Source organism: Corallococcus sp. bb12-1, assembly GCF_026626765.1.
GTDB classification, from domain to species: Bacteria; Myxococcota; Myxococcia; order Myxococcales; family Myxococcaceae; genus Corallococcus; species Corallococcus terminator.
This window is the reverse complement of record NZ_JAPNJZ010000002.1, coordinates 343,872-369,447: the sequence shown is the minus strand read 5'-3', so window position 1 is coordinate 369,447 and position 25,576 is coordinate 343,872. Positions and strand designations below refer to the sequence as shown.

Annotated in this window: 19 protein-coding genes and 1 pseudogene; 16 read left to right on the top strand and 4 right to left on the bottom strand. The window is 69.5% G+C overall.

All coding sequences use genetic code 11. The annotated features are described in order from the left end of the window. Positions 1-110 precede the first annotated feature (110 nt). On the top strand, positions 111-2,975 hold the full coding sequence (locus OV208_RS07440) for a serine/threonine-protein kinase (protein WP_267573119.1): 2,865 nt from the start codon (positions 111-113) through the stop codon (positions 2,973-2,975). A 112-nt stretch (positions 2,976-3,087) separates the two neighbouring features. Next, a complete protein-coding gene (locus OV208_RS07435; protein ID WP_267573118.1) occupies positions 3,088-3,819 on the top strand; it encodes a head GIN domain-containing protein in 732 nt (243 codons plus the stop codon). 441 nt (positions 3,820-4,260) lie between these two features. Here OV208_RS07435 and OV208_RS07430 read toward each other — a convergent pair whose 3' ends face one another. Continuing rightward, the gene (locus OV208_RS07430; RefSeq protein ID WP_267573117.1) at positions 4,261-5,280 is read right to left on the bottom strand and encodes an aldo/keto reductase; all 1,020 of its coding nucleotides are present in this window, start codon (positions 5,278-5,280) and stop codon (positions 4,261-4,263) included. Between the two features lie 78 nt (positions 5,281-5,358). On the opposite strand from OV208_RS07430, the gene OV208_RS07425 reads away from it, so the two are divergent. Together OV208_RS07425 and OV208_RS07420 are read left to right on the top strand one after the other, a co-directional pair. Beyond that, a complete protein-coding gene (locus OV208_RS07425; RefSeq protein ID WP_267573116.1) occupies positions 5,359-6,102 on the top strand; it encodes a DUF429 domain-containing protein in 744 nt (247 codons plus the stop codon). Positions 6,103-6,282: 180 nt separating this feature from the next. Then, positions 6,283-7,536 carry a hypothetical protein gene (locus OV208_RS07420; RefSeq protein ID WP_267573115.1) on the top strand — a complete coding sequence of 418 codons (1,254 nt, stop codon included), beginning with the start codon at positions 6,283-6,285 and terminating at the stop codon, positions 7,534-7,536. Positions 7,537-7,554: 18 nt separating this feature from the next. On the opposite strand, the gene OV208_RS07415 is transcribed toward OV208_RS07420, so the two are convergent. Further along, the gene (locus OV208_RS07415) at positions 7,555-9,732 is read right to left on the bottom strand and encodes a tenascin-X (RefSeq protein ID WP_267573114.1); all 2,178 of its coding nucleotides are present in this window, start codon (positions 9,730-9,732) and stop codon (positions 7,555-7,557) included. Positions 9,733-9,921: 189 nt separating this feature from the next. On the opposite strand from OV208_RS07415, the gene OV208_RS07410 reads away from it, so the two are divergent. The 11 genes from OV208_RS07410 (at position 9,922) to OV208_RS07360 (ending at position 22,812) form a co-directional block, all read left to right on the top strand. Then, entirely contained in the window at positions 9,922-10,212 is a 291-nt protein-coding gene (locus tag OV208_RS07410; RefSeq protein WP_267573113.1) for a hypothetical protein, read from the top strand. A gap of 8 nt (positions 10,213-10,220) precedes the next feature. Next, entirely contained in the window at positions 10,221-10,547 is a 327-nt protein-coding gene (locus OV208_RS07405) for a hypothetical protein (RefSeq protein ID WP_267573112.1), read from the top strand. Positions 10,548-10,935: 388 nt separating this feature from the next. After that, positions 10,936-12,606 (top strand): serine/threonine protein kinase, encoded by a 1,671-nt coding sequence (locus OV208_RS07400; RefSeq protein WP_267573111.1) that lies wholly within the window; start codon positions 10,936-10,938, stop codon positions 12,604-12,606. Between the two features lie 99 nt (positions 12,607-12,705). Further along, positions 12,706-13,659 carry a glutathione synthase gene (gene gshB / locus OV208_RS07395; RefSeq protein ID WP_267573110.1) on the top strand — a complete coding sequence of 318 codons (954 nt, stop codon included), beginning with the start codon at positions 12,706-12,708 and terminating at the stop codon, positions 13,657-13,659. A 31-nt stretch (positions 13,660-13,690) separates the two neighbouring features. Further along, positions 13,691-14,440, top strand: a complete 750-nt coding sequence (locus OV208_RS07390; protein ID WP_267573179.1) for a tRNA1(Val) (adenine(37)-N6)-methyltransferase — start codon at positions 13,691-13,693, stop codon at positions 14,438-14,440. Positions 14,441-14,557: 117 nt separating this feature from the next. Beyond that, positions 14,558-15,064 carry a DoxX family protein gene (locus tag OV208_RS07385; RefSeq protein ID WP_267573109.1) on the top strand — a complete coding sequence of 169 codons (507 nt, stop codon included), beginning with the start codon at positions 14,558-14,560 and terminating at the stop codon, positions 15,062-15,064. A gap of 128 nt (positions 15,065-15,192) precedes the next feature. Then, entirely contained in the window at positions 15,193-17,241 is a 2,049-nt protein-coding gene (locus tag OV208_RS07380) for a CapA family protein (RefSeq protein WP_267573108.1), read from the top strand. A 241-nt stretch (positions 17,242-17,482) separates the two neighbouring features. Continuing rightward, positions 17,483-18,751, top strand: a complete 1,269-nt coding sequence (locus tag OV208_RS07375) for an MFS transporter (RefSeq protein ID WP_267573107.1) — start codon at positions 17,483-17,485, stop codon at positions 18,749-18,751. 218 nt (positions 18,752-18,969) lie between these two features. Beyond that, a complete protein-coding gene (locus OV208_RS07370; protein ID WP_267573106.1) occupies positions 18,970-20,697 on the top strand; it encodes a hypothetical protein in 1,728 nt (575 codons plus the stop codon). A gap of 12 nt (positions 20,698-20,709) precedes the next feature. Continuing rightward, entirely contained in the window at positions 20,710-22,326 is a 1,617-nt protein-coding gene (locus OV208_RS07365; RefSeq protein ID WP_267573105.1) for a cytochrome c family protein, read from the top strand. A 108-nt stretch (positions 22,327-22,434) separates the two neighbouring features. Further along, positions 22,435-22,812, top strand: coding sequence for a hypothetical protein (locus tag OV208_RS07360; protein WP_267573104.1), 378 nt, complete (start codon positions 22,435-22,437; stop codon positions 22,810-22,812). Positions 22,813-23,116: 304 nt separating this feature from the next. On the opposite strand, the pseudogene OV208_RS41330 reads toward OV208_RS07360, so the two are convergent. Beyond that, positions 23,117-23,290, bottom strand: a pseudogene (locus tag OV208_RS41330) (IS66 family transposase); the annotation flags it as partial. A 46-nt stretch (positions 23,291-23,336) separates the two neighbouring features. Next, entirely contained in the window at positions 23,337-24,002 is a 666-nt protein-coding gene (locus OV208_RS07355; protein WP_267573103.1) for a DUF6444 domain-containing protein, read from the bottom strand. A 371-nt stretch (positions 24,003-24,373) separates the two neighbouring features. Here OV208_RS07355 and OV208_RS07350 point away from each other — a divergent pair, with 371 nt between their 5' ends. Beyond that, the gene (locus OV208_RS07350) at positions 24,374-25,561 is read left to right on the top strand and encodes a YqcI/YcgG family protein (RefSeq protein ID WP_267573102.1); all 1,188 of its coding nucleotides are present in this window, start codon (positions 24,374-24,376) and stop codon (positions 25,559-25,561) included. Positions 25,562-25,576 lie beyond the last annotated feature (15 nt).

Here is a 25,576-nt window from a genome sequence, read left to right as displayed (position 1 = left end):
TCCTCACCCGGACGAAGGTCTCATCCCCGGAAGCCCTGGCATCCGTCCAGAAACCGGGGTCCGGGCCTTTCGCGACCGGCCTGCCCCAGGTGTAGAGTCGGACCCCTTCAATGGCTGGGACGACGCTGACGCTCACTCCGGACGGGTTCCGCGGCCGGGTGTTGGGCAAGTACGAGGTGCTCTGCCGCCTGTCCACGGGCGGGATGGCGGAGATTTTCCTCGCGGCCCAAAAGGGCCTCGCCGGCTTCCGCAAGATGGTGGTGCTGAAGCAGATCCTCCCCGACATCCGGGGCGAGGAGGAGTTCGTCCGGATGTTCCTGGACGAGGCCAAGGTGACGGCCGCGTTCAACCACCCCCACATCGCGCACGTGTACGACCTGGACGTGGCGGACGGGGAGCTGTTCCTCGCGATGGAGTTCGTGCCGGGCGCCACCCTGGTGGAGGTCGCCCGCGCCTGCCGCGCCGCGCACGAGCCCATCCCCATGGGCCTGAGCCTGATGGCGGTGCGCGACACGGCGGTGGCGCTCAACTACGCGCACGCCTTCACGGACCCGCTCGGCCGGCCGTCCCCCGTGGTGCACCGGGACGTGGCCGAGAAGAACATCATGGTGACGTACGAAGGCGTCACCAAGCTGCTCGACTTCGGCATCGCCAAGAGCCTGGCGCGCGCGGGCCGCACCGCCGTGGGCATGGTGAAGGGCACCAGCGGCTACATGTCGCCGGAGCAGATCATGGGCGATCCGCTGGACGCCCGAAGCGACCTGTTCAGCCTGGGCGTGGTGCTGCACGAGTGCCTCACCGGCATGCGGCTGTTCTACGCGAAGAGCGCCGACGCGATGATGAACGCGGTGCTCAGCGGAGAGGTGACGCCACCCTCGCGCGTGAACAAGCAGATCCCTCCGGAGCTGGACGCCATCGTCCTCAAGGCGCTCGCGAAGCGGCGAGAGGATCGCTACTCCACCACCCTGGAGTTCGCCCGCGCCATCGAGCGCGCCGTGGGCCCGCGCATCTGGCACCCCGAACAGAGCAGCGAATTGATGCTGCGCCTGTTCTCCGAGCGCCGCGACCAGACCCGCCTGTTGCTCATGAGCGGCCAGGCGACCAGGGACGGAACCTCCAGCGAGACGCAGGTGGCGCAGGTGCTGGCCCGAGGCGCGGAGCTGCCGCCGGACCCCGTCACGCTGCCCCCCACCGGCCTGCCGCAGATCTCCTCCGCGCTGCCGCCGCGCCCGTCCGCGCCGGTGAAGCCGCCCGCGCCACCCAAGGCGCCCCCTCCGCCCGCGAACGCGCTGGGGCGTCGCAACACGACGGAAGAGCTCGCCGTGCGGAAGCCCGCGCCCGCGACGCCGCCCTCGCGCCGGGTCTCGCCTCCCATCACGGAGCCGCACCGTCCGCCGTCCCACGCCCAGGATGCGCTGACCGACAGCGCCGAGGACTCCGATCCCAGCGTGCGCACGCAGCCGGCCCTGCCGCCCGTGGTGCTGGATGCGGTCCTGCGCATCACGCCGTCCACCGTCGAGACCTCCCCCGGCTACGTCGAGGGAGAGACGGTCCTCACGCCCCTGTCCCGCGTGGGAGCACAGCCCGCCGAGGACCCCAAGGCCCGAACCCACCGGGAGCCTCCGGTATTCGTGCCGCCGGAGGAGCCCCGCGCCCGTGCCGGTTCGGAGGACGCCCGTTCGAGGTCCGCGAGGGACCACGCCAACGGCCCAGAGGATGCGCGAGCGCGCCCCACGCGCGATGCCCCGAATGGATCCACCGAGGACGCGCGTCCGAAGCCTCCACGTGAAGCCTTCAATGGCGGCGCGGAAGACTCCCGTCCCCGGCCTCCGCGCGAGGCCACGAACAACAGTGCCGAAGAAACGCGCGTCCGCTCCTCGCGCGATGTGGCGCATGGCGGCGCGGAAGAAGCACGAGGACGCTCCGCACGCGATGCCGGCACCGAGGACGCACGTTCCCGCGCCTCACGTGACGCCACGAACAACTCCACGGAAGACTCCCGTCCCCGACCTCCGCGTGCGTCCACCCAGGACAGCATGCGCGTCACCCTGCCTCACAACGCGGTCTCCGCGTCCATCAACGACAGCGAGACCTCCATCTCCCGCGCGCCGGCCCTGCCTCCGGAAGAGGCGCCGGAGAACACCCCCGCGGTCCGCCGCGCTCCTTCATCCCGCCGCAAGCAGTCCACGCCCCCCACCCGCTCCAACGGGGCGCGCGCCTCCGAACGGGCAACCGAAACCCACGACCTCCTGGACAAGCCCGCGTCCCGCCGGGGTGCGCTCATCGCGGCCTGCATCGTGCTCCTCGCCATCGGAGGCCTCGTCACCACCGTGGCGCTCGGTCTGGATGGCGGGCGCGTGGCCGCGCTGTGGAACTCGCTGCTCGGGCGGAACCCGTCCGGGAAGTCCTCCACAACTTCTCCACCGGTCGTCGCGGAGCCGGAAGCCCCCCAGACCGACCCCGCCGTCCCAGAGCCGACGCCGCCGACGCCGGAACCGTCCACCGAACTCGCCGACAGCGAGCCCGCGAACCCGGCTCCTGCCGACCCCGAGCCCACGACCCCACCGTCCGAAACCACCGACCCGGACGCTCTGACCGACGACGCCCAGGCCGAAAAGAAGAAGCCGGCCACCAGCTTGCGCCGCCCCAAGCGCGACGGCGACGCGACCGCCACCCCGGTCCGCAAGCCCAAGCCCCCCGCAGCTCCCGAAGTCGTCGAAGACGCTCCGGCCGGAACCCCCGAAGCCGCCGCACCCCAGGGCTTCCTGACGCTCGTCACCGAACCTTCCGCCCGCGTGTCCCTGGGCAACCGTTCGCTCGGAGAGACGCCCCTCACCAAGGTCGCCCTCCCGGTGGGCAGGCACACCCTGAAGCTCATGGACGGCACCGGCCGGCCCCTGAAGCTCCTCGTGGAAATCAAACCCGACGACACCACGTCCGTCCGGGTCCCCCTGGAACTGCTGGCCAATCCCTGACAGGCGCCCCGCGGCTTTCGTCGCGGATACGCAATCAACCCATCGGCTCCCGCGTAACGAACGCATCCGCCGGGACGTGCCCTTACGTCCCGCGCCACGCTTGGAGCCGACCATGAGGATCGCCCCTCTTTCCCTGCTCGCCGCCTGCTGCCTCTCCACCGTCGCCTGTACCGCCCACGCCGAGGACGCGAAGGCCCCCTCCAGTGAATCCGCCGGCGAGACGCGCCAGGTGGAGGACTTCCACGGCGTCTCCGTGGGCCACGGCATGCACGCCCAGGTGAAGGTGGGCCCCAAGTCCGTCCGTCTGGAAGGACCCGCCGACTCCCTGTCCCGCGTCCGGCTGGTGGTGGAGGACGGCGTCCTCACCACGCGCATCGACCGCAAGGGCAGTTGGTGGGGCGGCCTCAATGGTCGCGTGCGCCTCATCGTGTCCTCGCCCCGCATCGACCACGTGGAGGCCAGCGGCGGCAGCAACGTGGAGGCCGAAGCCACCGCGTCCGATGAGTTCGAGGCCGAGGCCAGCGGCGGCGCCGAGCTCACCGTGCGCGGCGTGGACTCGAGGGAGGTGGACGCGGAGGTCAGCGGCGGCGCCGAACTGACGCTCATCGGCCGCGCGGAGAAGGTGGACGCCGAGGTCAGCGGCGGTGCCCAGCTCCACGCCCGGCAGCTTCAGGGCGTGAAGGAGCTGGACGTGGACGCGAGCGGCGGCGCCATCGTGGAGGCGGACGCGCCCGGCACCGTCTCCGGCGAGGCGTCCGGCGGCAGCGTCATCAGCCTGTCCGCGCGGCCCAAGAACTCCCGGGTCGAGGTCAGCGGCGGCGCGCGCGTCGACTCCAAGAACTGAAGCCGTCCAGACGGACAGGCGGCATGAAGGTTACCCGGGCCCCGGGGAGTTCCCGGGGCCCGGACAGGCCCCCCACGAAGCAACGAAGCCGCCGCGCACCGGACCTCCAAGGTCATCCGGGCGACCGCACTCTTTTCACGCGACCCCGACCGCACGGGGGTGTTGCCAGGCAGACGCGTGAGCTCCGTGGACCGCGCCCGGGTTCACCGAGCGCTTCACAATCCCCAAGATATCGGGAGTCCGTCCCAATCCCAAACACCCTCCGTGTCTTTCACCTCACCTGGAGGCCCGGCCCCTTCACTGCCTGGATGCTCGCCATCCCGGACTGTCAGTGGAGTCCGAGCATCCCGATTGCACGGTCGTCCGGACACATGCAGCAGGTCGGGTCCATCCAGCGGTTTTGGAAAAGTCCGCACGGATGGGACTCCGGGTGGAACCGGGTCAGCGGGCCGGGGGGAAGCGGTCCGCGTTCTGACGCTCCACCATCCAGCCCGGGTACTCGGGGGGCAGCTTGGAGACGGCGTCCAGCTTCTCCAACTGGGCGGGGGTGAGGCGCAGCTCGGAGGCGGCCAGGTTGTCCTCCAGCTGGGCCTCCGTCTTGGCGCCGAGGATGACGGTGGTGACGTGCGGCTGGTGCAAGAGCCACGCGAGCGCCACGCGGGCCACGGAGGCGTTCTGCTCCTTGGCGATGACGTCCATCACGTCGATGGCGTTGTACGCGCGCTCGCGGTCCACGGGCGGGAAGTCGAAGGCGGCGCGGCGGGAGCCCTCGGGGCCCTGCGAGTCGCGGCGGAACTTGCCGGACAGGAAGCCACCGGCCAGCGGGCTCCACACCATCAGGCCGACGTTCTGGTCCTTGAGCAGCGGCACCACCTCGCGCTCCAGGTCACGGCCGGCGATGGAGTAGTAGGCCTGGAGCGATTCGAAGCGGGACTGGTTCCGGCTGTCGCTCAGGCCCAGCGCCTTCATGAGCTGCCACGCGGCCAGGTTGGAGGCGCCCAGGTAGCGCACCTTGCCCTCGCGCACGAGGTCGTCCAGCGCGCGCAGCGTCTCATCCAGCGGGGTGGCCACGTCGTAGCCGTGAATCTGGAGCAGGTCGATGTGGTCGGTGCCCAGGCGCTTGAGGCTTGCGTGCACGGAGTCGAGGATGTGGTAGCGCGACAGGCCCACCTCGTTCATGCCCGGACCCATGCGGCCGCGCACCTTGGTGGCCAGCACCACCTGGGAGCGTTTCGGGGCCAGTGCCTTGCCCAGCAGCTCCTCCGACAGGCCGTTCGAGTACACGTTCGCGGTGTCGAAGAAGTTGATGCCCGCGTCCAGGCAGCGTCCCACCAGCTTGTCGGCCTCCGCCTGGCCCTGCTGCCCGATGGCCTTCCAGAAGCCCTCGCCGCCAAACGTCATGGCGCCGAAACACAGTTCAGAGACAAACAGGCCGGTGCGGCCCAGAGGGCGGTAGTGCATGTGCGGGTCACCTTCGGTGGAATGGGAGGCGGCCCCTCTTAACGCCGGGCGAGCAACCTCGCCGCAGGAAGGCACGGGATGACGACCCGTTTCGTCGGCTGGGATTTGACGGACCCGTTCGCCCGGGCGCCCCGCCCCGTGGACAAGGCCGTGCTGGATGCGAAGGGCCACGTGCGCTTCTCCCAGCGCGTCTGGCCTCGGGCCGAGGCACGTCACGGATTGGACCCGGACGCCCTGCGGGAGGCCTTCCCCGTGGGGCCCGGGGACGTGGTGGTGGTGGACGGGCCGCAGGCGCTGGCGAATCCCGGCACCCGGGTGAGGGACGCGGAGCGGCGGTTGCGAGCGCCGGGAAGGACTCCAGACGTGTTGCCCCTGCCCGGCCCACCCTTCGCGGGCTTCGTGCGCGGAAGCGTGTTGCTGTTCGCCGCGCTGCGGGGCCGGGCCGGAGTCCCCATGCTGGACCTGGACACGCCGGAGCCTTCGCGAGCGCGCCTGTTCGAAGCCTTCCCCGGCGCGACGTGGCGCACGCTGGCTGTGGAGAAGTTGGGGAGAAAAGCCACGCCGGAGGGACGCGCCCGGCGTCAGGCCCTGCTCGAAGCCAAAGGTCTGCGCTTCGTGGATGGGGGCACGTGCACGCACGACCAGTTGGACGCCACGGTCTGCGCCTGGCTGGGGTGGCTCACGCGCACGCGGCCCGGGGACATCACCGCGGTGGGGCTGCCCCTGACGCAGGACGCGGACGGCACGCTGCGCGAAGGGCGCATCCTGGGCGTCCCAAGGACAAGCGGCTGCGTACCGTCCCGACGCGCCCGGAAGGGTTGATGACATACAGTGCCCGCTCAGGACCGGAGGCCCATGGCTTGCAATTGGTCCGCGCTCTCGTGCCACCCGAAGGAATTCCACATGCCTTGCCTCTGGTGCGATCTCCACTGCTGCGTCCTCCCCGGTCATCCCAACGGGGGCCAGGGTCGGAACGCCGAACCCGATGACCTTCCTCCCCTGATGGAAGAGCCCGACGTGGGCATGACGCCCATTCCCATCTTCGACATCACGGGGCGGAGCCTGCGCCGCGTGCTGGGTCCTCCCCCGACCCTCGCGCCCCTCCCGGCGCCAGTGGACCCAAACGCCTACAGCCGGTTCTGGGACCTGCACCTCACGGACAAACAGGGCTGGTACGACTTCGCCCTCAACATCCTTCCGGAGATTCGCTACCAGGAGCAGAAGAACCTGCTCAATCGCTCATGGCTCCCGGGGGACGGACGCGTCCGCGTGTCCTGGCGCATCGCGCAGGCATTCCGTGCCTCGCTGCGTGAGCAACAGGTGGGGTTGAGCGACCTCGTGGACTTCGCCTCCGCGCGAAGGGCCGACGTGGCCGCGCTCGGTGCGGCCCCAGCCAATGCATTTCTTGTCCGCCTGCAGTCCACCCACAAGGCTCGGATGGATGAACTCCATCGCGTCCACCAACAGCCCGAGGTGTCGAAGCAGCTCAGCGCGTTCACTACATTGATGTTCGATCTGGAATCGTTGATGCGGCAGCACTTCAGGAACCCCAGCCTGAATCCGGTCGGCTTCCAACAGATCATCGTTCGCCTGACCCATATGCGGTCCACCCTTCAGGACTTCAAGGACCAGCTGGCCAATCTGGAATCGCGGCTCGAAACCTTCAATCCGGACGAAGGCTATTCCCCGAACTCCAGCTACTTCACCACCATCATCTCCATGGACGATCTCACCCGGCAGATTCCCTCCGGGCTCGGGGAGGTCATGGTGCGCTGGATCGCTGACTGGAGCCACCGGGGCAAGCTCCGGGTGAGCTCCCATGGCGACGGCAAAGGCCATCTCAACATGGAGGCCGATGAGGTGTCCGGTGCCCGCGTCGCCGACTGGCTCTACCAGAACGGACTCGAGGAGAACCTCCAGCCCATCGGTCAGCGGCAGGACCGCGCGGGCCTCAAGGCGGAGCACGGGTTGATCACCATCAACCTGTCGATTTGCATGGGCGGACGGGCCTTTGATGATCAGACACAGACCACCGTCCCAGGCCTGCTCCAGGCTCAACAGCGGACCACCGTGCCCGCTCCGGGCTCGGCCCTGGACCTGCTGTTGCACCGCCTGCGCCACTACCGGGTCCGCGGCATCGAGGTGACGGGAAGCAACATGGTCGTGCGCGACGAAGGGGGTCAGCTGGGGGAGGCGTCAGGGGATGACTGGATCCGGCTGGCCCATTCCGACCGGAAGGTCCGCGCGATCTCCTGAGGACGGGCGCCTCCTGCTTCAGCGCCCGCGCACCGGATCCTCGTGGTGGTCATGCCCCGGTCCGCCGAAGGTGCCCGGCCAGGGTTCCTCCGCGGGCTGGAGGCCGGGGATGGGAAAGCGCCGGAACCGCGCCTGGCTGTTGGCGAACGGGGGATCGCAGTCCCCGCACGTCAGCGCCCCGTCCATCATCACCACGCTGTCCGGCCCCAGCTCCAGGAACTGCGCGGGCGTCGCCGCGTTGATCATCGGGCACTGGAACACCTCACTGCCGTCGCGCGCGCTCACCGCGAACATCGTGGGCAGCCCGGACCCATTCATCCCCGTGCCCACCACCACCGTCTCCGGCGGCAGCCCCGTGCGCGTCGTCCAGCTCGCCAGCCGCGTCTCGGGGGCCACCGGCCCCGGCCAACCCTGGAACGTGTACGTCCACGCCGCGTCCAGCCCGGGCAACCCGTACCCCTTGAGCTTCCACTCCTGCGTGCTGTCATCCAGGGACGGCGCTGGGATGAGGCGCTCGGAGGTCGCCACCGCGCGGCCCAGCCCCTTGGGGAATGTCTGGGAACCCACCGCCTGTCCGTCCTGCGTGCGCAGCGCCTGCGTGGAGCGCTCGTTGAGCAGCAGCCCGTTCACGATGGCCAGCTCTCCCGCGCTGAACGCCTCCGTCTTGCGCCAACGCGGCACCCCGTCCTGAGAGAACGCCATCAACAACGTGGGCGCCCCCGGAAACAGCGGCGCCCCCACGTTCAGCGTCTGTCCAAAGGACAGGTACAAATCCCCCGACGCATCCGACGCCACGCCGAACGGGTGCGGGTGGTTGCACTCGGAGAGCAGCGGATCCTTGATCTCCTGCGCGGACACCATCCCGCCAAAGGCATCCAACACCACGAGGAAGTACCGCCGACACAACGTCTCACGTGTGGTGCCCTCCGGATACGCCTCGAAGAGCGCCGCCAGCCGATCCGGCTGCATCACCCCCAGCCGCGCCATGAACAGCGTCGTCAGCCCCTTGGCGAAGTCCGGCCGCGCCGTCGACAGGTCGAACGTCCACCGCGGCGCGCCCGTGGCCCTGTCCAACAGCGACACCTGCCCGGACAGCGGCAGGTCCATGCACAACAGCCGGTCGTTCCACAGCATGCACCGCCGGCCCGCCACGCTCGCCCGCACCGGCACCGGGCCCGCCGCGTCCAGCAGCGCCGGCACGAAGAACCCCACCAACGTCACGTCCCCCGTGGGCCCCACCAGCAGGTCGTGCAGCGCCTCGCCGTTGGAGGACGCGTCGTACGTCCAGTCCGGGAACAGCGCCGTCGCGGCGGGGCGCTCGCACACGGACCCCTTGCACCTGCCCGGTCCCTGGCAGGGGCTGGCCGGCGCGCAGGTAAAGTTGTCCGGCGGGTCGCGCCGCTGGCACGCCCCGTCCAGACACACGTCCGCCACGTCGCAGCCGCGCTCCGGGCCGCAGAAGGTGCCATCCGGCGCGTTCGCCAGCGCGCACCCGACCTTCGGATCGCACGTGCCCACCTGGCACTTCCCATCCCCCGGACACGGCGGCGCCGGCACCGCCGTGCAGCCGTCCAGCGGGTTGCACACGTCCGTGGTGCACGCGTTGCCGTCGTCGCAGACGCGCTCCGTCCCCTTGCACCGCCCCGCCGTGCAGGTGGCGTCCTGGAGGCACGCGTTGCCCGGATCGCACGCCGTGCCGTCCGGCTCCTCCGCCTCCACGCACGTCTCCGTCACGAGGTCGAACGTGGCGGTGTGGCAGGCCACCGGCGTGGGACAGGCGGGAATCGGGTTCGCCTGCCCCTGGAGCACCACGCGCACCTCCCCGCCCCCGGGCGCCCGGCCCGTCAGCGTGGCCTCCACCTCGCCCGTCGCCCCAGGCCGGTAGAACAGCTTCACCGGCACCTCCCCCGGCACCATCCGCGTGGGCAGCCCCTGAGCGAAGAAGGGCGGCGCCAGCGCCGTCCACTCCACGTCCAGCGTGGTCCGGCCCGCGTTCACCACCCGGATCTCCACCTCGCGCGGCACCCCGGGGTAGCTGGCCGGGAAGGTCACGAGCTCCTGGGAGACCCGCAGGAGGCTCCGGGCGCCGGTGAGCGGGGGTTCGTCCCGGCAGGCCCCCAGAAGGGCCAGGACGGCCGCCAGGGCCCCCAGGAGGCTTGTTGGAGCCCACCTCTCCACCGTCCGCTCGCGCGTCATCGTGCCTCCCTGACTCCGGCCTATACCACCCCTCTCCATCCCCATGTCCGACGGCACCCCACCCCCCGGGGCTTCAGGATCGTCTCCCTGGAAGGCCGGACTTTTTTCAGCCCAAAGCATTTTGGTCCGCTCCAACCCCCTGAAAACACATCCCTGTTGCAAGGTACGGTTCTGGCAAAGGTTCGCCGCATGACCCTGGCGAGCCCCTCCAGCGTTTCTCTCGGAATGCAGGCATTCACGGTGCTTATCGTCCGGGGCGTCCAGTCCACGGTGGACGGACTGGCACCGGAGGTCCGGCAGGCGGTGCTGGCGGAGCTGTTCCGGATAGGCGCCGATGCATGCCGGGAGCACTCGGACGGTGCGCCCTGCTTTCCCTACACCCTGCGCCTGGACGTGGCGGACTGCCGGATGCACGTGGAGCTGGACCCCATGCGCACCCGGCTGTCCCTGACAGGCCTCACCCGGCCCCGGCCGCACTAGAGGACTGAGTGAACGAGCGGTGGACACAGGGGCAGCCAGTGCCCCGACGCGCGGGTTACGAGGAGAGCTGGGAGCTCACCTACCGCGTCGAACAGCTCCGGGAGCTGGTGGGGCAGGAGCTGCGCCTGGACCCCGAGCTCGGCGACGAGCTGGAGGACACCCTGGCCCGCCTGGTCCAGCGCAACCTGCGCCTGCGCGGCCTGCACCGGATGGTGACCGCCGAACGCGAGCCGGAGGACCTGGCCATGTTCCGCGCCGCGCTGGAGGACCTGGACCGGCAACTGCTGCACGACCTGCCCGGCCTGCTGGACCGGCTGCGTGCCACGCTCCTGTAGCGGATGCAGCCTGTAGCGGATGCCCGTCGGGGTTCCGCTCTCCACGCGAAGGCACAGGCCCCGTCTTCTTTAACCAGTCTATTTGTAGTGTTGATCAACTGGTAGAAGAGGTAGGCGGCGCGGAGTTGGGGACAAGTCAGCAACCCCATGGATTCACACAGGAATCGGCGACCTGCTACATGTGGGCAAGTTGCCGGTTTTCCCCGGGCATCCACAGGCTGGGGATCCGCTGGCCGGTTGTCCACAGCCCATCCCCCGTCCTCCACAGTTCATCCACAGGGACCTGGGGGGCATGCGGGCCCACCCCCAGTGGGTCTCCACCTGGACGTTGCGTCCCCTGGCGCAACAGCCCTGTTATGGTCCACGGGCGATTTTTCCGTTTCTCTTGATGCGGGCGCGCCGGTCCGGGGCGCTGGAGGATGACCTCATCGATTTCCATCGGGGCGAGCGCATCGGGAAGTACGAGGTGCTCACGCAGTTGACCGTGGGCGGCATGGCGGAGCTGTTCCTGGGCTACACGTCCGGTCCGGGCGGCTTCCGCAAGTACGTGGTCATCAAGCGCATCCTCCCGGACGCGCGGTCGAATGAGCAGTTCGTCCGCATGTTCCTGGACGAAGCGCGCATCACCGCGGCCTTCAACCACCCGAACATCGCGCAGGTGTTCGACCTGGGGGAGGAGGACGACGGGCTCTACCTGGCCATGGAGTTCATCGGCGGGCAGAACCTCAACCAGGTGACGAGCGCGTGCCTGAGGAAGCGCCAGCCGGTGCCGCTGGGCTTCACGCTGTCGGTGGCGCGCGACGTGTGCCTGGCGCTGCACTACGCGCACGTCTTCACGTCGCCCGGCGGCCAGCCCAGCCCCGTCATCCACCGCGACGTGGCGCAGAAGAACATCATGGTGACGTACGACGGCACCGTGAAGCTGCTCGACTTCGGCATCGCCAAGGCGAAGAACAGCCTGGAGCGCACTCACGTGGGCACGGTGAAGGGCACCACCGGCTACATGTCCCCGGAGCAGGTGCGCGGCGATCCGCTGGATGGAAGGAGCGACCTGTTCTCCGTCGGCGTCGTGCTGCACGAGCTCATCACCGGCGAGCGGCTGTTCGCCGGCAAGACGGAACGCGATGAGATGGTGAAGATCCTCGAGGATCCCATCCCGTGGCCGTCCGTGCTGCTGCCGCACATCTCCGAGGACATCTCACGCGTGGTGATGCGCGCCCTGGAGCGCAACGTGGACCGCCGGTACGCGTCCGGCCGGGACATGGCGCGCGCCATCGAGAAGGCGGCGGGCACGAAGCTGATGGACGCCGAACAGCGCGCGGCCCTGATGAAGAGCCTCTTCTCCGAACGCATGGCCGCCACGCGCTCGCTGCTGGAGAGCGCGGACGTGACGACGAGCAGCCAGGTGATGGCGTCGGCGAAGCGCGCGCTGCAGAAGGACGACGGCCCCTATCTGCCGGAGCGCAAGGCGGACGCCCTGAGCGTCGTGGAGGCGCGCAAGAAGGCGGAGGTCGCCCGGATGCGGGAGGACGAGGCCTCCAGCGCCGACACCGCACCCCCGGTGAAGCGCTCCAAGCTGGGCGCCGTGTGGGCCGTGGGGATGCTGGCGGTGTTGATGGGCGGGGCCTATGGGGCCTTCCGGCTCACGAAGCTGCTGGAGCAGGAGGAGCAGGAGCTCCCCACGCCCATCGGCATTGGCCCCATGGTGGCCATCCCCATTCCGTCGCCGAGGACGACCACTCCGGACGCGGGTGTGATGGTGGTGGTGGACGACAAGGACAAGGTCCGGGACCGGGACCCCAGCCGGGATGAACCCCGTGGCGGCCGGGGCAAGCGCGGCCGGGGCGAGGTGACGCTCTTCCTGGACGAGCCCGCGCAGGTGTTCCTCAACAACAAGTCCCTGGGGAGCACGCCGCTGGTGAAGCGCGCGTTTCCGGTGGGGCAGACCGATTTGATACTGGTGGGCGAGGACAAGAAGCGCCGCGTGCTCTCCGTGCCGGTGGAGGCGGGCAAGCCGGTGCGCCTCAACCTCAAGTTGAAGGAGCTGCCCGGTCGCTGAAGCGCCGCTCCCCTGCCCCACTGTCTTGCGTCGCGACGCGGACGGAGGGGCATGGGAATGAGCGGCATGGCCGGAAGGGGTCCGCTATCCTCCCGCCTCATGGCGTTCTCCCTTGGCTTCCTGATGGACCCGCTCGAGAGCGTGCGGGTGGACCACGACACGACGTTCTCGCTGATGCTGGAGGCCCAGCGGCGCGGGCACGACGTCTACTATTTCGAGCAGGGGTGGTTGCGCTTCAACGGCCGGTGCGCGGAGGCCCGCATGCGCCAGGTGAAGGTGCGGCGCGAGCCCGGCCGGCACTTCGACGTGTTGAGCGAGGAGGTGCGTCCCCTGTCGAAGCTGGACGTGCTCTTCCTGCGCAAGGACCCGCCGGTGGACGCGAACTATCTGCACGCGACGCAGTTGGTGGAGCTGTGTCCGGAGCGCTCGCCGGTGTTCATCAACAACCCGTCGGGCATCCGCGACGCGAACGAGAAGCTCTTCACGCTGAACTTCCCGGACCTGATGCCGGAGACGCGCGTGACGAGCGAGCTGTCGGTGGTGATGGACTTCGCGGCCCGGAACGAGAAGGGCACCATCCTCAAGCCCATCGACGGGTTCGGCGGCAAGGGCATCCTGTTCCTGGCGCCCGGGGACCGCAACGCGCGCTCGATGGTGGAGCTGCTGACGCAGGGCGGGAAGGAGCCCATCCTCGCGCAGGCCTACGTGCCGGAGAGCCGCCTGGGCGACAAGCGCATCATCCTGGTGGACGGCGACCCGGTGGGCGCGGTGCTGCGAGTGCCGTCGGACGCGGACCACCGGGGCAACATGGCCGCGGGTGGCACGCCGATGAAGGCGGAGATCACCGCGCGCGACCTGCACATCTGCCAGCGCCTCAAGCCGGCGCTCCAGGAGAAGGGGCTCATCCTGGTGGGCATCGACGTGCTGGGCGACTACCTCACGGAGGTGAACGTCACCAGCCCCACGGGGCTCGTGGAAGCCAGCCACCTGGACCACGTCTCCTGCGAGGCGCGCGTGCTGGACGTGGCCGAGCGGATGCACGGCGCGCGCTGACGTGACGGTGCCCGACCCACGGGACGACGAGATGCTGGACTCCATTGGCACCGCGGACGTGCGGGTGTTCCAGCGTCGAACGGGCTACCGCTTCACGGTGGACGCGGTGCTGCTGGCGCACTTCGCGGCCACGGAGGGGCGGGAGCTGTCCGGGCCGGTGCTGGAGCTGGGCGCGGGCAGTGGCGTGGTGTCGCTGCTGCTGGTGAAGCAGTTCAGCGCCGAGGGGCCGGTGGACGCGCTGGAGTTGCAGCCCGGGGTGCACGCACGGCTGACGCGCGCGGTGGCGCTCAACGGGTGTGAAGGGCGGGTGCGGCCGGTGCTCGGGGACCTGCGACAGGCGCGCACGCTGTTGGTGTCCGGAGGCTACGGGCAGGTGGTGTCGAATCCCCCGTTCCGCAAGGCCCAGGCGGGGGTGGTGAGCCCGGACGAGGAGCGGGCCATGTCCAAGTCGGAGGTTGCGTGTGATGCCGAAGCGGTGGTCGCCGCGGCGAGGCATGCGCTACGTCCGGGCGGGGGCGTGAGCCTGGTGTATCCGGCGGCGCGGCTCGCGGAGGTGCTGGGGTTGCTGACCGGGGCGAGGCTGTTTCCCCGGGTGCTGCGAATGGTGCATGCGCGGGTGGACGCCCCGGCGACGCGCTTCCTGGTGCAGGCGCTGCGGGACCAGGACCGGGGACTGTCGGTGCGGCCTCCGTTGATCGTCCACGGGGAGGGGCCCGGAGGCTACGGCGCGGAGGTGGCGGCGCTGATGGACGTGCCGCTGGCGGAGCGGGCCGGGGGTTGAGTGCCTGCCCGCCGAGCCACGGGCCCGGCGGGCGTCCGGGCCGGAAGGGCGGACGCGTCACAACGTAAGGGGCACTTCACCCACCGGACGCGTGCGTCCCGGACGAGGAGAGCACCCATGAACGTGACGATGCTGAATGAACAACCGTCGCTGTTGAAGTCGGCCGCGCTGCTGCCTCCGCGTCTGTCATTGGGCGCGACGATGATCCAGCACGGCCTGGCGAAGCTGAAGAAGGGAGGCGCCGAACAGCACGCGGGCATGTTCGAGCAGCTCGGGTTCAAGCCGGGACGTCCGTGGGTGCTGGCCACCGGCATCACGGAGCTGGTGGCGGGGGTGAGCTCCATCCTGGGCATCGCGACGCGGTTCACGGCGCTGTCGGTCATCGTGACGCAGGCGGTGGCCATCGCGAAGGTGCACGGCAAGAACGGCTTCGACATCACCAAGGGCGGGTACGAGTTCAACGTGGCCCTCATCGCGATCGCCCTGGGGACGTTGATGCGCGGGCCGGGGCGGCTGTCGCTGCACAGCGCGCTGGAGCAGCGGGTGAAGCGCAAGGAGTTGAGGCACTTCCGCTTGCTGCCGCGCCAGCGCCGGGGGTCGGTGCTGCTCGACGCGCTGGGGTAGGCCCTGTCCGGCGAAGGACGGGGGTGGGCGCTGGAAGGGAGGTGGGGGTGTCGCCTGCTCGGCTGCTTTCGAGCCGGCTTTAGCGGTGCCGCCCTCGTCCCGTCACCTTGCCGTAAGATGCGCGGGCCATGGCCCCGTCCGTCCTGTTGATGCTGGCGCTCGCCGCGCCCGCCGCGTCTGTCCCCAACTTCTCCACAGCCGAGCGTCCCAGCACCGCGCTCCTCCTCGACGCGGGCACCGCCTCCGTGCGCTCCGTCATCCGGAACGTGGGTGCCGAGCAGCTCGGCGCGGCCGGTGTCGCGTCGGTGATGGGGGTAGCGCGTGAGGCGTTCGCGGGGACGCGGACGCTCGATGCAGCGGGTCTCGCGTCCGTGAAGGCCGTGGCGAACGGTCAGCGTACGGCCGTGATGGGCTCCGCGCAGCTCACGAACGCGGGCCTCGCCTCCGTGAAAGCCGTCGCAAAGGATTCTTCCTCCGCGCTTGCGGTGGCCGCGCCGATGTCTGGCAATAAGGGCATCGTGCAGGTCGCGGGCGTCGCGCCGCGCACGGCCTCCTCCGGTGTGACCTTCGCGAACGGCACGGCCTCGGCCGTCTCGATGAGGATGCCCGCCGGCATGGCGGCGCCTGCCTCCGCACCGGCTCCGGGCGCGCCGTCGAACACGACGCCCGCGACGGGCACTGCCTCCGCGCGGGCAGCAACTCCTTCCGCCACGAGCACCGGCTCCGCGCAGGCCGCGACGCCCTCGTCCACCACCACCCTCTCCGAAGCAGGCCGCATCGCCGTGGACGCCAGTGTCGCGGCCCTGCGCGCCGCCGCCGTGGCGATGCATGAGAAGTCCGGCACCGCGCCCGGCCTCATCGCCGTGGGTGACCCGGACGCGCACTACGCCCGGGGCGTGGAAGCCCTCAAGTCCAAGGACGGCCCCACCGCCATCGCGGAGCTGTCCGCGTGCGTCCAGGCCGCGCCCTCCCGCGCCGACTGCCGCTGGGAGCTGGGCTGGGCCTACTCCCTCGATGGCCGCTGGTCGGAAACGCTCACGCAGTGGACGCAGGTGCGAGCGCTCAAGCCGGATCAGCCCGACCTGGAAGGCGCGCTCACCCAGGCACGCAGCCAGGCCGCGCTCCAGGCCCGACTCGCGCAGCCCGTGGACGGCCCGCCCCGCCCTCCCCCGCCCCCGGGCGCGAAGGTGCGCATCCGCGCCACCGGGGACCTGATGCTCGGCACCACCGTGCCAGAGGGCTACCTGCCCCCCGAAGGTGGCGCCAGCGTCATCGCCAGCGTGCGCCCGCTGCTGGAGGACGCGGACCTCACCTTCGTCAACCTGGAAGGCCCGCTGTGCGACACCGGCCGCACCACCAAGTGCCGTTCGCCCGCCAACTGCTACGCGTTCCGCTCCCCCACCTCGTTCGGCCAGTACATCAAGGACGCGGGCGTGGACGTCGTCTCCACCGCGAACAACCACTCCGGTGACTTCGGCGAGGAGTGCCGCCGCGCCACTGAGTCCACCCTGGACGCGCTGGGCATCGCCTGGAGCGGGCCGCCGGGCAGCGTGGCCACGATGGAGCGCAACGGCCTGAAGATCGGCCTCGTGGCCTTCCACACGTCGGCCGGGTGCAACCACCTGAACAACCTGCCCAACGCCACCGCGCTGGTGAAGCAGGTGGCCGCCACGCACGACATCGTCGTCGTCTCCTTCCACGGCGGCGCCGAGGGCGGCAAGGCCCTGCACGTGCCCCAGGGCAAGGAGATGTTCTTCGGCGAGGACCGAGGCGACCTGCGCGTCTTCACCCACGCGGTGGTGGACGCGGGCGCGCACCTGGTGCTCGGCCATGGACCGCACGTCGCGCGAGCCATGGAGTTCTACCAGGGCCACCTCATCGCCTACTCGATGGGCAACTTCGCCACCTACGGCCGCTTCAACCTCAAGGGTCCCCAGGGCCTGGGCATGGTCCTGGAGGTGGAGCTGGACAGCCAGGGCCGCTTCTCCAACGGCCGCATCCTCCCCACGAAGCAGGTGGGCGAAGGCATCACCCAACCGGACCCGGCCGGAAACGTCGTCTCCCTGGTGCGCAAGCTCTCCCAGGAGGACTTCCCCGACACGGGCGCCCGCATCGCTGACGACGGCCGCCTGTCTCCGCGACAGGCCCCGGTGACGGCCGCCGGCTCCGCGCCGTAGCGCACCGCCCGCCCCTTCCCGACAACGCCGCACCCCCACCCACGGACTCCAGGTTCCGTGGGTGACCCGGAACACGCCGAGCGCGTGTCCGGACCGTCACGTCCCGCGCGTCGCTGCCACGGAATGCGCGCCTCGTTGAAGCCGGGCTGCTGCCTGGACTGCCGTCCTCTTCATTGCGACTCCAAGCGTGCCGCGCCGTGCCGGGCGCGCCGTCACGCCGTGCGCTAAGAGAAAAGCCGCCGTGTCTTCGACCCACCGACTTGCCTCGCTGCGCCCCTTTGAACACCCCGGCTACTTCGCGGTGTGGATGGGAGCGCTCATCTCCAACATCGGCACCTGGATGGAGACGGTGGCGATGGGCGTGTACGTCACGCAGACGACCGGCCGCGCCGAATCCACGGGCGCCATCGTCGCGCTGTCCTTCCTGCCCGCCGTCATCCTGGCGCCACTGGGCGGGGCACTGGCGGACCGCTTCGACCGGCGCGCGTACGCGGCGCTCGGCGCGGTGCTGCAGGCGGCGCTGGCGGGCATCCTGACGGTGCTGGCGTTCCGGGGGCAGCTGTCGGTGCCCGTCATCGGCCTCATCTCGTTCCTGAGCGGGTGCGTGAGCACGCTCACCTACCCGGCCTTCGGCGCGCTCCTGGCGGAGCTGGTGCCGCCGGATGAGCTGCACCTGTCCACGAGCCTCAACTCGGCGCAGTTCAACCTGGGGCGCATCCTGGGGCCCACGCTGGCCGCGCTGACGTTGCAGGTGAGCGGACCCGCCTGGGCCCTGCTCGCGAACACGCTGTCGTTCTTCGCGGTGCTGGTGGCGCTCTCCCGCGTGGTGCCCCGTCCCCGGGACCCGGCGGTGAAGCGCGAACCGCTCTGGGCCGGCATCCGGCGCGGCGTCACCGTGGCGCGCGACGACGAGGACATCTCCCTGGTGCTGGTGGCCACCTTCTTCGTGGCGGCGCTGGTGGCGCCCTTCATCGGACTGGTGCCGGTGTTCGCCATCCGGGAGTTGGGCCAGGGCGCGGCGGCGACGTCGCTGCTGGTGACCTGCCAGGGCGCGGGCGCGGTGACGGCGGCGCTGGGCGTGGGCACGCTCGCGGAGACGTTCGGCCAGCGCCGGCTGCGCGGCTACGCGGCGACGTCCATCGCGGTGCTGTCCGGCATCTACTGGCTGGCGCCCACGCTCCAGGTGGCCGCGGTGTGTATCTTCTTCCTGGGCGCCAACTACCTCGTGCTGATGAGCAGCCTGAGCGCGTCCTGCCAGAACCGCGTGCCGCGCGAACTGCAGGCGCGCATGGGCAGCCTCTACAGCATGGTGTTGGGCGCGGGCTATTCGCTGGGTGTCTGGTTTCAGGGCGCGCTGGCGGACCGCGCGGGCCTGCGCTTCGTGGCCCTCAGCACCAGCGCCATCTTCCTGGCACTGGTGCTCACCACGCGCATGTTGCGTCCGGCCCCCTTCGAGAACGTGCGCCTGGCCCAGGCCGAAGTGCAGCCCTTCTCGGATGGGTCACATTGACGCGTCAGGGTCCATCCTGACGCGTCGGTTCGCCTTCCCAGGGGACGCAATCCCGTCTCCCGAGGACGCAATCCCTTTCGACCCAGGGCTCGGTTTCCCCTTACGTCTCCTCTGAGGTTGTTTGGAAGACGTGGCATTCGTACCCGTGGTGTCTGTCTTGCAGACGCGGCGTCTGCCTTCCGCTCTCGGGAGGTCCGTCCCTGCAAGGAGCCTCTGTCATGCTTTCGTCCCAGACCGCTGACATCGTCCGGCGCTTCCTGACGCCCGCGAACCAGATTGACTTCCCGCAGAATGCCACGCTTCAGAAACAGCTCGACGAACAGTGGTCGTTCAACCTCACGGGTTTCACGCAGCAGGGCATCACCGGCAACCCGTGGAACAGCCTGAACGCGGCGAACAACAGCTGGTACTTCAACCCGGTGACGACGGACCCCACGAACGTGGTGTACCAGCCCATCCAGTGGAACGCGTTCCCCGGGCGGCTCGACTTCTATTACGGCGAGGGCAACGGTTCGAACAACGTCAAGGGCCTGGAGCTGTCCACGAACGACCTGCTGGCGCTGGGCGACACGGGCAAGACGGTGGATGGCACGCCCTTCTCCTCCCTGCCCCAGATCACCAATCCCTGCACGGCGGCCGTGTCGAACTACGGCCCCTACGGCCCGCGCGGCTGGCAGGACGAGTACTGCGAGTGGAGCGTCGAGCGTGACGCGAACGGCAACATCGTCCGCATCGACTTCACCTGCGAGAACCCGGAGTACTGGAACTCGCTCTGGGCGGTGAGCCCCGAGCGGGTGCTGGAGCTGTACCGGAGCACGCTCGGCAAGCCGCAGATCCAACTGGCGGACCTGTACCTGGTGGATCCGTCGCGGAGGACGCCCGTCGTGGATCCATCCACCGGAAAGCCCGCGTACAACCCGCTGAACAAGTGGAACAGCGGTCCGGTCTCCAGCGCCACGCAGGGCGGCGCCATGCACCTGACGAGCACGCCCAACACCATCCAGACGGAGATTGGCCTGGGCTCCGCCGCCACGGTGCCGCGTCCGGGTGGCAACGGCAACGCGCAGGCGCTCATCTGCTGCGCTCAGTACGGCCAGCCCGCGCGCAACAGCGATCCGCACATCGGCCAGAGCATCAACCAGCTGGTCGCGCCGCCCAACCCCGCGCAGGGCGCGATGAAGGCCACGCTGGCCAACCCGCCCGGCCTCTACATCCAGACGCCGGACTTCCCGGGCTTCAACTACCAGTCGCCGGACGGGACCGACCCGTCGACGTTCTGGACCATCGTGCGGGGCCAGGCGGCGATGCACGATGAGCAGGGTCGCAAGATGCCCGGAAACTACATCCTGCACGCCAGCTTCCAGGTGCCCGCCTCCAAGCCGTACACGGTGTCGGACCTCACCATCAACGGACAGAAGATCCAGTGGGCCGCTCAGGTGGCGCAGACGTTCCTGATGCAGATCACCGGCGCGGGCCTGAAGCAGACGGACACGGCCCCGGTGCAGTCCTGCGTGGCCACGCCGCCGACGGTGCTCGCCCAGCCGCTGCAGATCTTCCACGCCAGCGTGTTCTACGCGCTGGTGGGCACCCAGGTGTCCAATGTGATGGGCGTGGAGATGAACCTGGCGAGCAACAGCACGCTCATCGCGCCCAGGGTCAAGCCAGGCCAGACCAATGTGCAGCTGGTCGTCACCGCGGACACGCTGTCCGGGAGCGGCTTCCCCGCGGTGTCCTTCGGGGATGGCGTCACCGCGAGGGTGGTGAGTCAGGCGAGCATCACGTACGCGGTGCCGGGCAATACCTATCCCGCCCCGGTGGCCGCTCTCCTGGTGACCGTCGATGTGTCCCCGCACGCGCTCCCCGGCCAGCGGAGCCTGTGGGTCACCAACAACGGCCAGGCGCAGTCGGTGGGGTTCCCCGCCGCGATCCACGTCGTGCCGGCCTGAGCCAGGGACCCCATGACCCTTTCCAGAATTCCTCCAGCGCTGTCGCTGGTGGCCGTGCTGTCCCTGACAGCGGGCTGTCTCAAGAATGCACCCTCCTCCGAACCGGGCCCGGTCCGCGAGGAGGCCGCCACGCCACGCGTCGCCGAAGCGCCCGGGGCCGCCGTGCCTTCGAGCTTCTCGTGTGGCAACACGCAGACCCTCCAGTTCGGACCGGACATCCCGCCCGACTTCAGCCAGGTGTCCAGCCAGGTGGACGCGGACTGTTTCGCCTGGCAGCAGTTCATCGCGTTGAACTGGCCCTCCGCCTCCATGGACGGGGGGGTGGACGCGGGCTTCGGCACGGCCGGGGACCTGGGCGCGGTGCAATGGCAGACGTGGATGGACGTGGCGCAGGTGTTCCTTCCGGACGGCGGCCCACCGCCCGCGTGGGGAACGGCGCCCCAGGTGGATCCGGCGTGTCTGGCGGAGGCGGGGCTGACGCGGGTGGAGGCGAAGGGACGGCTGGCGCTGACGGTGGCGTCGAAGTTCGCGGAGCAGTTCGACCCGAACAGCAGCGCGCAGGCCTTTCCCTTCAGCGGGCCCGCGTGGCTGGGGGCGCAGAACGGCACGAACGTCTGGTACGACGTGCGCATCAGCCAGCCGGAGTTCGACTACGTGGTGGACGCGGGGCTCTACAACGCGGCCAACCAGATGGCGCAGGCGGACGCGGGGGTGGCGCTGGTGCTGCCGCAGGGGTCATTCCAGCCGAACACCCTTGGCGCCATCGAGACGAAGTCGGCGTGGATGGAGGTCTCCACGCCGACGGATGCCCGGTGGAACCGCTACAAGCTGGCGCCCGCGGTGGTGTTGGATCCCTCCACGCAGAAGTGCCGTGCGGCGACGGTGGCGTTGGTGGGGTTGCACATCATCCACGCGACGCAGAGCCAGCCGACGTTGATCTGGTCCACCTTCGAGCACGTGGACAACGCGCCGAACCACAACGCGGACGCGGGCTCTACGCAGTGGAACTTCTACAATTCCCAATGCCAGCCGCGCACGCTGTCGGTGCCGGCGAACTGTTCGGCGGACGGTGGGGCCACGCAGGTGACGGTGGGCTGCACGCCCAACACGCCGCCTCCGTACTTCATCGGTGATGGGTGTCCGGCGCCGTCGGCGGTGCAGGTGACGCGGCTGACGCCCATCGACAAGACGGCGGCCGAGGTGACGGCCACGGTCCAGCAGCACCTGCGGCAGGCCTACCCTGGATCCGTCTGGGAGAACTACCTGCTGGTGAACACGCTGTGGTCCACTGGGCCCAGCCCCAGTCCCACGAAGCCGAAAAAGGCGCCCCTGCCCTTCGCGGCGCCGACGCCGTCGGGAAGCCTCCCCATCGCGAACACGACGATGGAGACGTACATCCAGCAGACGGCGGACTTCGGTCAGGGAGCGAGGGCGAGCAACTGCATCGTCTGTCATGCGAGCGCCACCATCCAGGGCCCGTCTGGCATTGCGTCTGACTTCAGCTTCATCTTCGGACTGGCGCAGGGACTGCCCCCTGCCAACCAGGCAGCGCTCAAGTCGAAGCGGGTGACCCCGGCCATCAAGGCGGGACAGCTTCATCCGCCGAGGATGCGCCGCATCCTCCAGTAGGACGTGCGTCGGGAAGGCGCTGGGGCGAAAGCTCCAGCGCCTTTCGGATACGGTGGACTCCATGGGAACTCGTGGGTGTCCAGCAAGCCGTGGAGCGGGAGCAGCCGGATGAAGCTTCAGGGTGTGGTGGCGCTGCTGCTGTTGGGATGCATGGGCTGTGCGACGACGCGGACGGTGGTGCTCGATACCGGCCGGGGGAAGCCACCCATCGTCTACCGCCCCTCGGAGACCCGCCCGGTGGAGATCGCTCGGGATGCTTTCGAGGAGGGCGTGACGCGCCTCGTGCTCGGCATGAAGCTGGATGTGGCCCTCCGTGAATCCGAGGACGAGGCGAAGCGCTCGCTCCTGGCATCCGCCCACGGTGTGGTGGATGGGGTTCGGGGTCGCACCCACGCTCCGATAGGTCTCCTGCTGGAGGGTCTCGCGCTGGGTACGGGAAGTGGTGCCGGACGCATGAAGCCCCCGTGGATTGTCTGTCCTTGCTGACAAGGGGGTGGGCTTCAGCGCGATGGACCGTGCGCTCCTGCTTCCTGAGGATCATCACGGTGGTGAGGATGCGTTCGACGAAGGGGCTGCCGTCCTCGCTCTGGGTGCCGAAGCTCGTCTTGCGCCAGATGACAGCATGGCGCAGGTCCCTGTCCGCGACGTTGTTGGTGGGCCCGACGCCCTCGGTATAGACAAACGTCCAGAGGGCGACCTTGAGTTTGAGGATTTGCCGGGCCGTGCCGGCCACCGTCTTCGGGCACACCTCCGCAGCCTCGGCCAGCCGCTTCGCCTCCCCTCCGTGTTCGACGAAGCCTTCGAATTCGCGCACCAGATGCGCCCAGCAGACCTGCCGTTTCAGGACGTGCACCCAGTTGTAGCCACACCACCGGTCGGAGATGAGCGTGCCCCCGAAGTCCTTTCCCAGCATGGTCGGGGCCACGGCCTTGTTGTGACTCTTGACGATGAGGAAGACCGCCACGGCCAGCGGTGCTGGCCACCCATAGCCAGACGCGTGTGTGCTTCTGCTACCAGCCGGTTTCGTCCTGATGCACGGCCGGCTGCGTCTGGACGTACGCGCGTGCCTTGTCCACCGGAGCCGCCAGAGCGCTGCTCACCGCCTGCTCAAGGTTGCTGACGCTACCGAGCCAGAGTTCCACGCTCAGCACGTCCTCCACCAACTCCTGCACCAGCCGCTCTGACAAACGGAAGCGTCCGGTGCAAAGCGCGATGAAGCCCGTCAGGCGCGGCCCGAAGTTGCCCTCGGGTACGCCCTGCGGCAGCGGTGCGCAGCGCCAGGCATCGCAGTCGGCGCACCAACCCGCGTGCAGTTCGTACTGCTTCACCTCGGGCACGATGCGCGGCAACTCCACCACCTGGTGGACCTGCGTGGGCGGCACCTCTTGCAGCCGAAGCAGCGGCCCGGTGCAGCACGCGCAGCGCTCCAGTGCGGGTACCTCGACGACCTCACCCACCCGGTCCGGCGGCAGCAACTCGCGCTTGCGGTCATTATGGCCGGGCTGGCCTCTGGGCCTCCGGCCGGTCGGCTTTGACTTCCTCGGCGGCGTGCCAAGCGGATCCGAGGAGGGGGGCTTCGAGGCGTTGCGAGAGGTGATCCGCAGCCGCGCCCCCAACTCCGCGATGCGGGCGTCCTGCTCCGCGATTCGCGCATCTCTCGGGTCGAGCGTGGCCACGTCCCAGCATTTCCAATCCGCCTCCGGCTCACGTCGAGGGGGGGAGGCCCACCGTTCGCAGCCCGACTGCCCCCCTCAGGCGAGCACCACCCCGTGAACGCTTACGCGAGGAGAAGCGGATGAAAATGCCTGTCAATGACCGGCGTCTGGAAAGGTGTTACCAAGGCATGCATGGGATTGCCGCACCCGCCCCTCATGGATGTGCCAGGGGCAACCCATCAGATGCGTGAGTCCGGTGACATGCTGGATTTCCGTTATAGGGGGCTGTCACGAAAATGGCTCTTGCAAGATAATCAGCCCTGCTCCCCCAGAAGCTCCAGAAAGGGCTGGACAGGGGTATTTCGAGGACTTGCGCGAGAGAGAAGCAAAATATGTTCATCAGGAAAGTCCAGAACGCGGTGCATGAGCAGAACAAGGCGAAGGGGGGCTACCTGCCAGTGCTTTCCTCCGTGGCGCGCCTCATCGAAAAGACCGCGGACCTCAAGGAGGTCGCGGCGCGCGGCGGGGAGGAGGTGGGGCGCGTGAAGGAGGAGCTTCTGGAACTCTTCGTCACCTCCACCTGCATCGCGAACCAGTACAGCATCAACCTCTACGAGTGGGCCCAGGCCTACAACAAGCTCCCGGGCACGGAGGCCCCCGATCCGGCGCAGGCGGTCCAGTCCTCCACCTGGCGCGAGGGCCTGGTGTCGCTGGCGGGCCACATCGCGCGGACCGTGAACGCCTACGAGGGCGTGGACGTCCCGCCGGAACCACGGCAGCTCTCCCCCCTGGGCCAGCACATCTCCGACCTGCACGTGCACCTGCTGCGCGCCGCAGGGGGCCAGACCCTGGTGTCCTCCCTGATGAACGCCCTGCCAGAGCAGCCTCTGTCGACGCGGGCCCCCGTGAGCGCTCCCGCCGCGCGCCAGCGCTTCGACCCCACGCTGGCCCCGGTGCTCTCCCGCTTCAATCCCATCCAGACGCGCACCCTGTGCCCCTTCGCGCCCCGAGCCAAGGTGTGGGGCGCGCCTGACTGGCAGGTGGGCGCCAGCGTCGAGCAGAACGCGCGGTGGTTCGCCCCCTACCTGGAGCGCTTCACCCAACTGCAGCGGTGGGAGACGCTGGACGGCTTCATCGTGGAGGTGGCGGACCCGGACCTGTACCCGGACCTGGAGACCCTGGCCGCGAACTTCCACCGCTTTCTCGTGCAACTCAACCAGATGGACCCTACGGGCACGCGCATCTTCGAGCGCCAAGTGAAGTCCACCGAGTGGCAGTTCGAGTTCAACGGCGTGCGCCTCTTCATCATCGTCTTCTCGCCGCTCTACGGGGAGCACAGCTCCCGCGACAGCTACGGCGCGCAGGGCACCTTCATCCTGCTGCAGCCCGAGGAGTCCTTCCGCGAGTTCAACATCCCCCGCGAGGAGACCCAGCCCGTCAAGCGCGAGCAGATCCGCGCCCGCTTCCGCGAGCAGGGCCGCCGCTACGACAGCGCCATCATGCAGCAGTCCTTCGAGGCCCTGCGCTACCTCAAACCCCTGAGGCCCGACGAACCCGAAGTCGAGTGGTGGCTGAAGTAGCGCCCGACCCTCCGA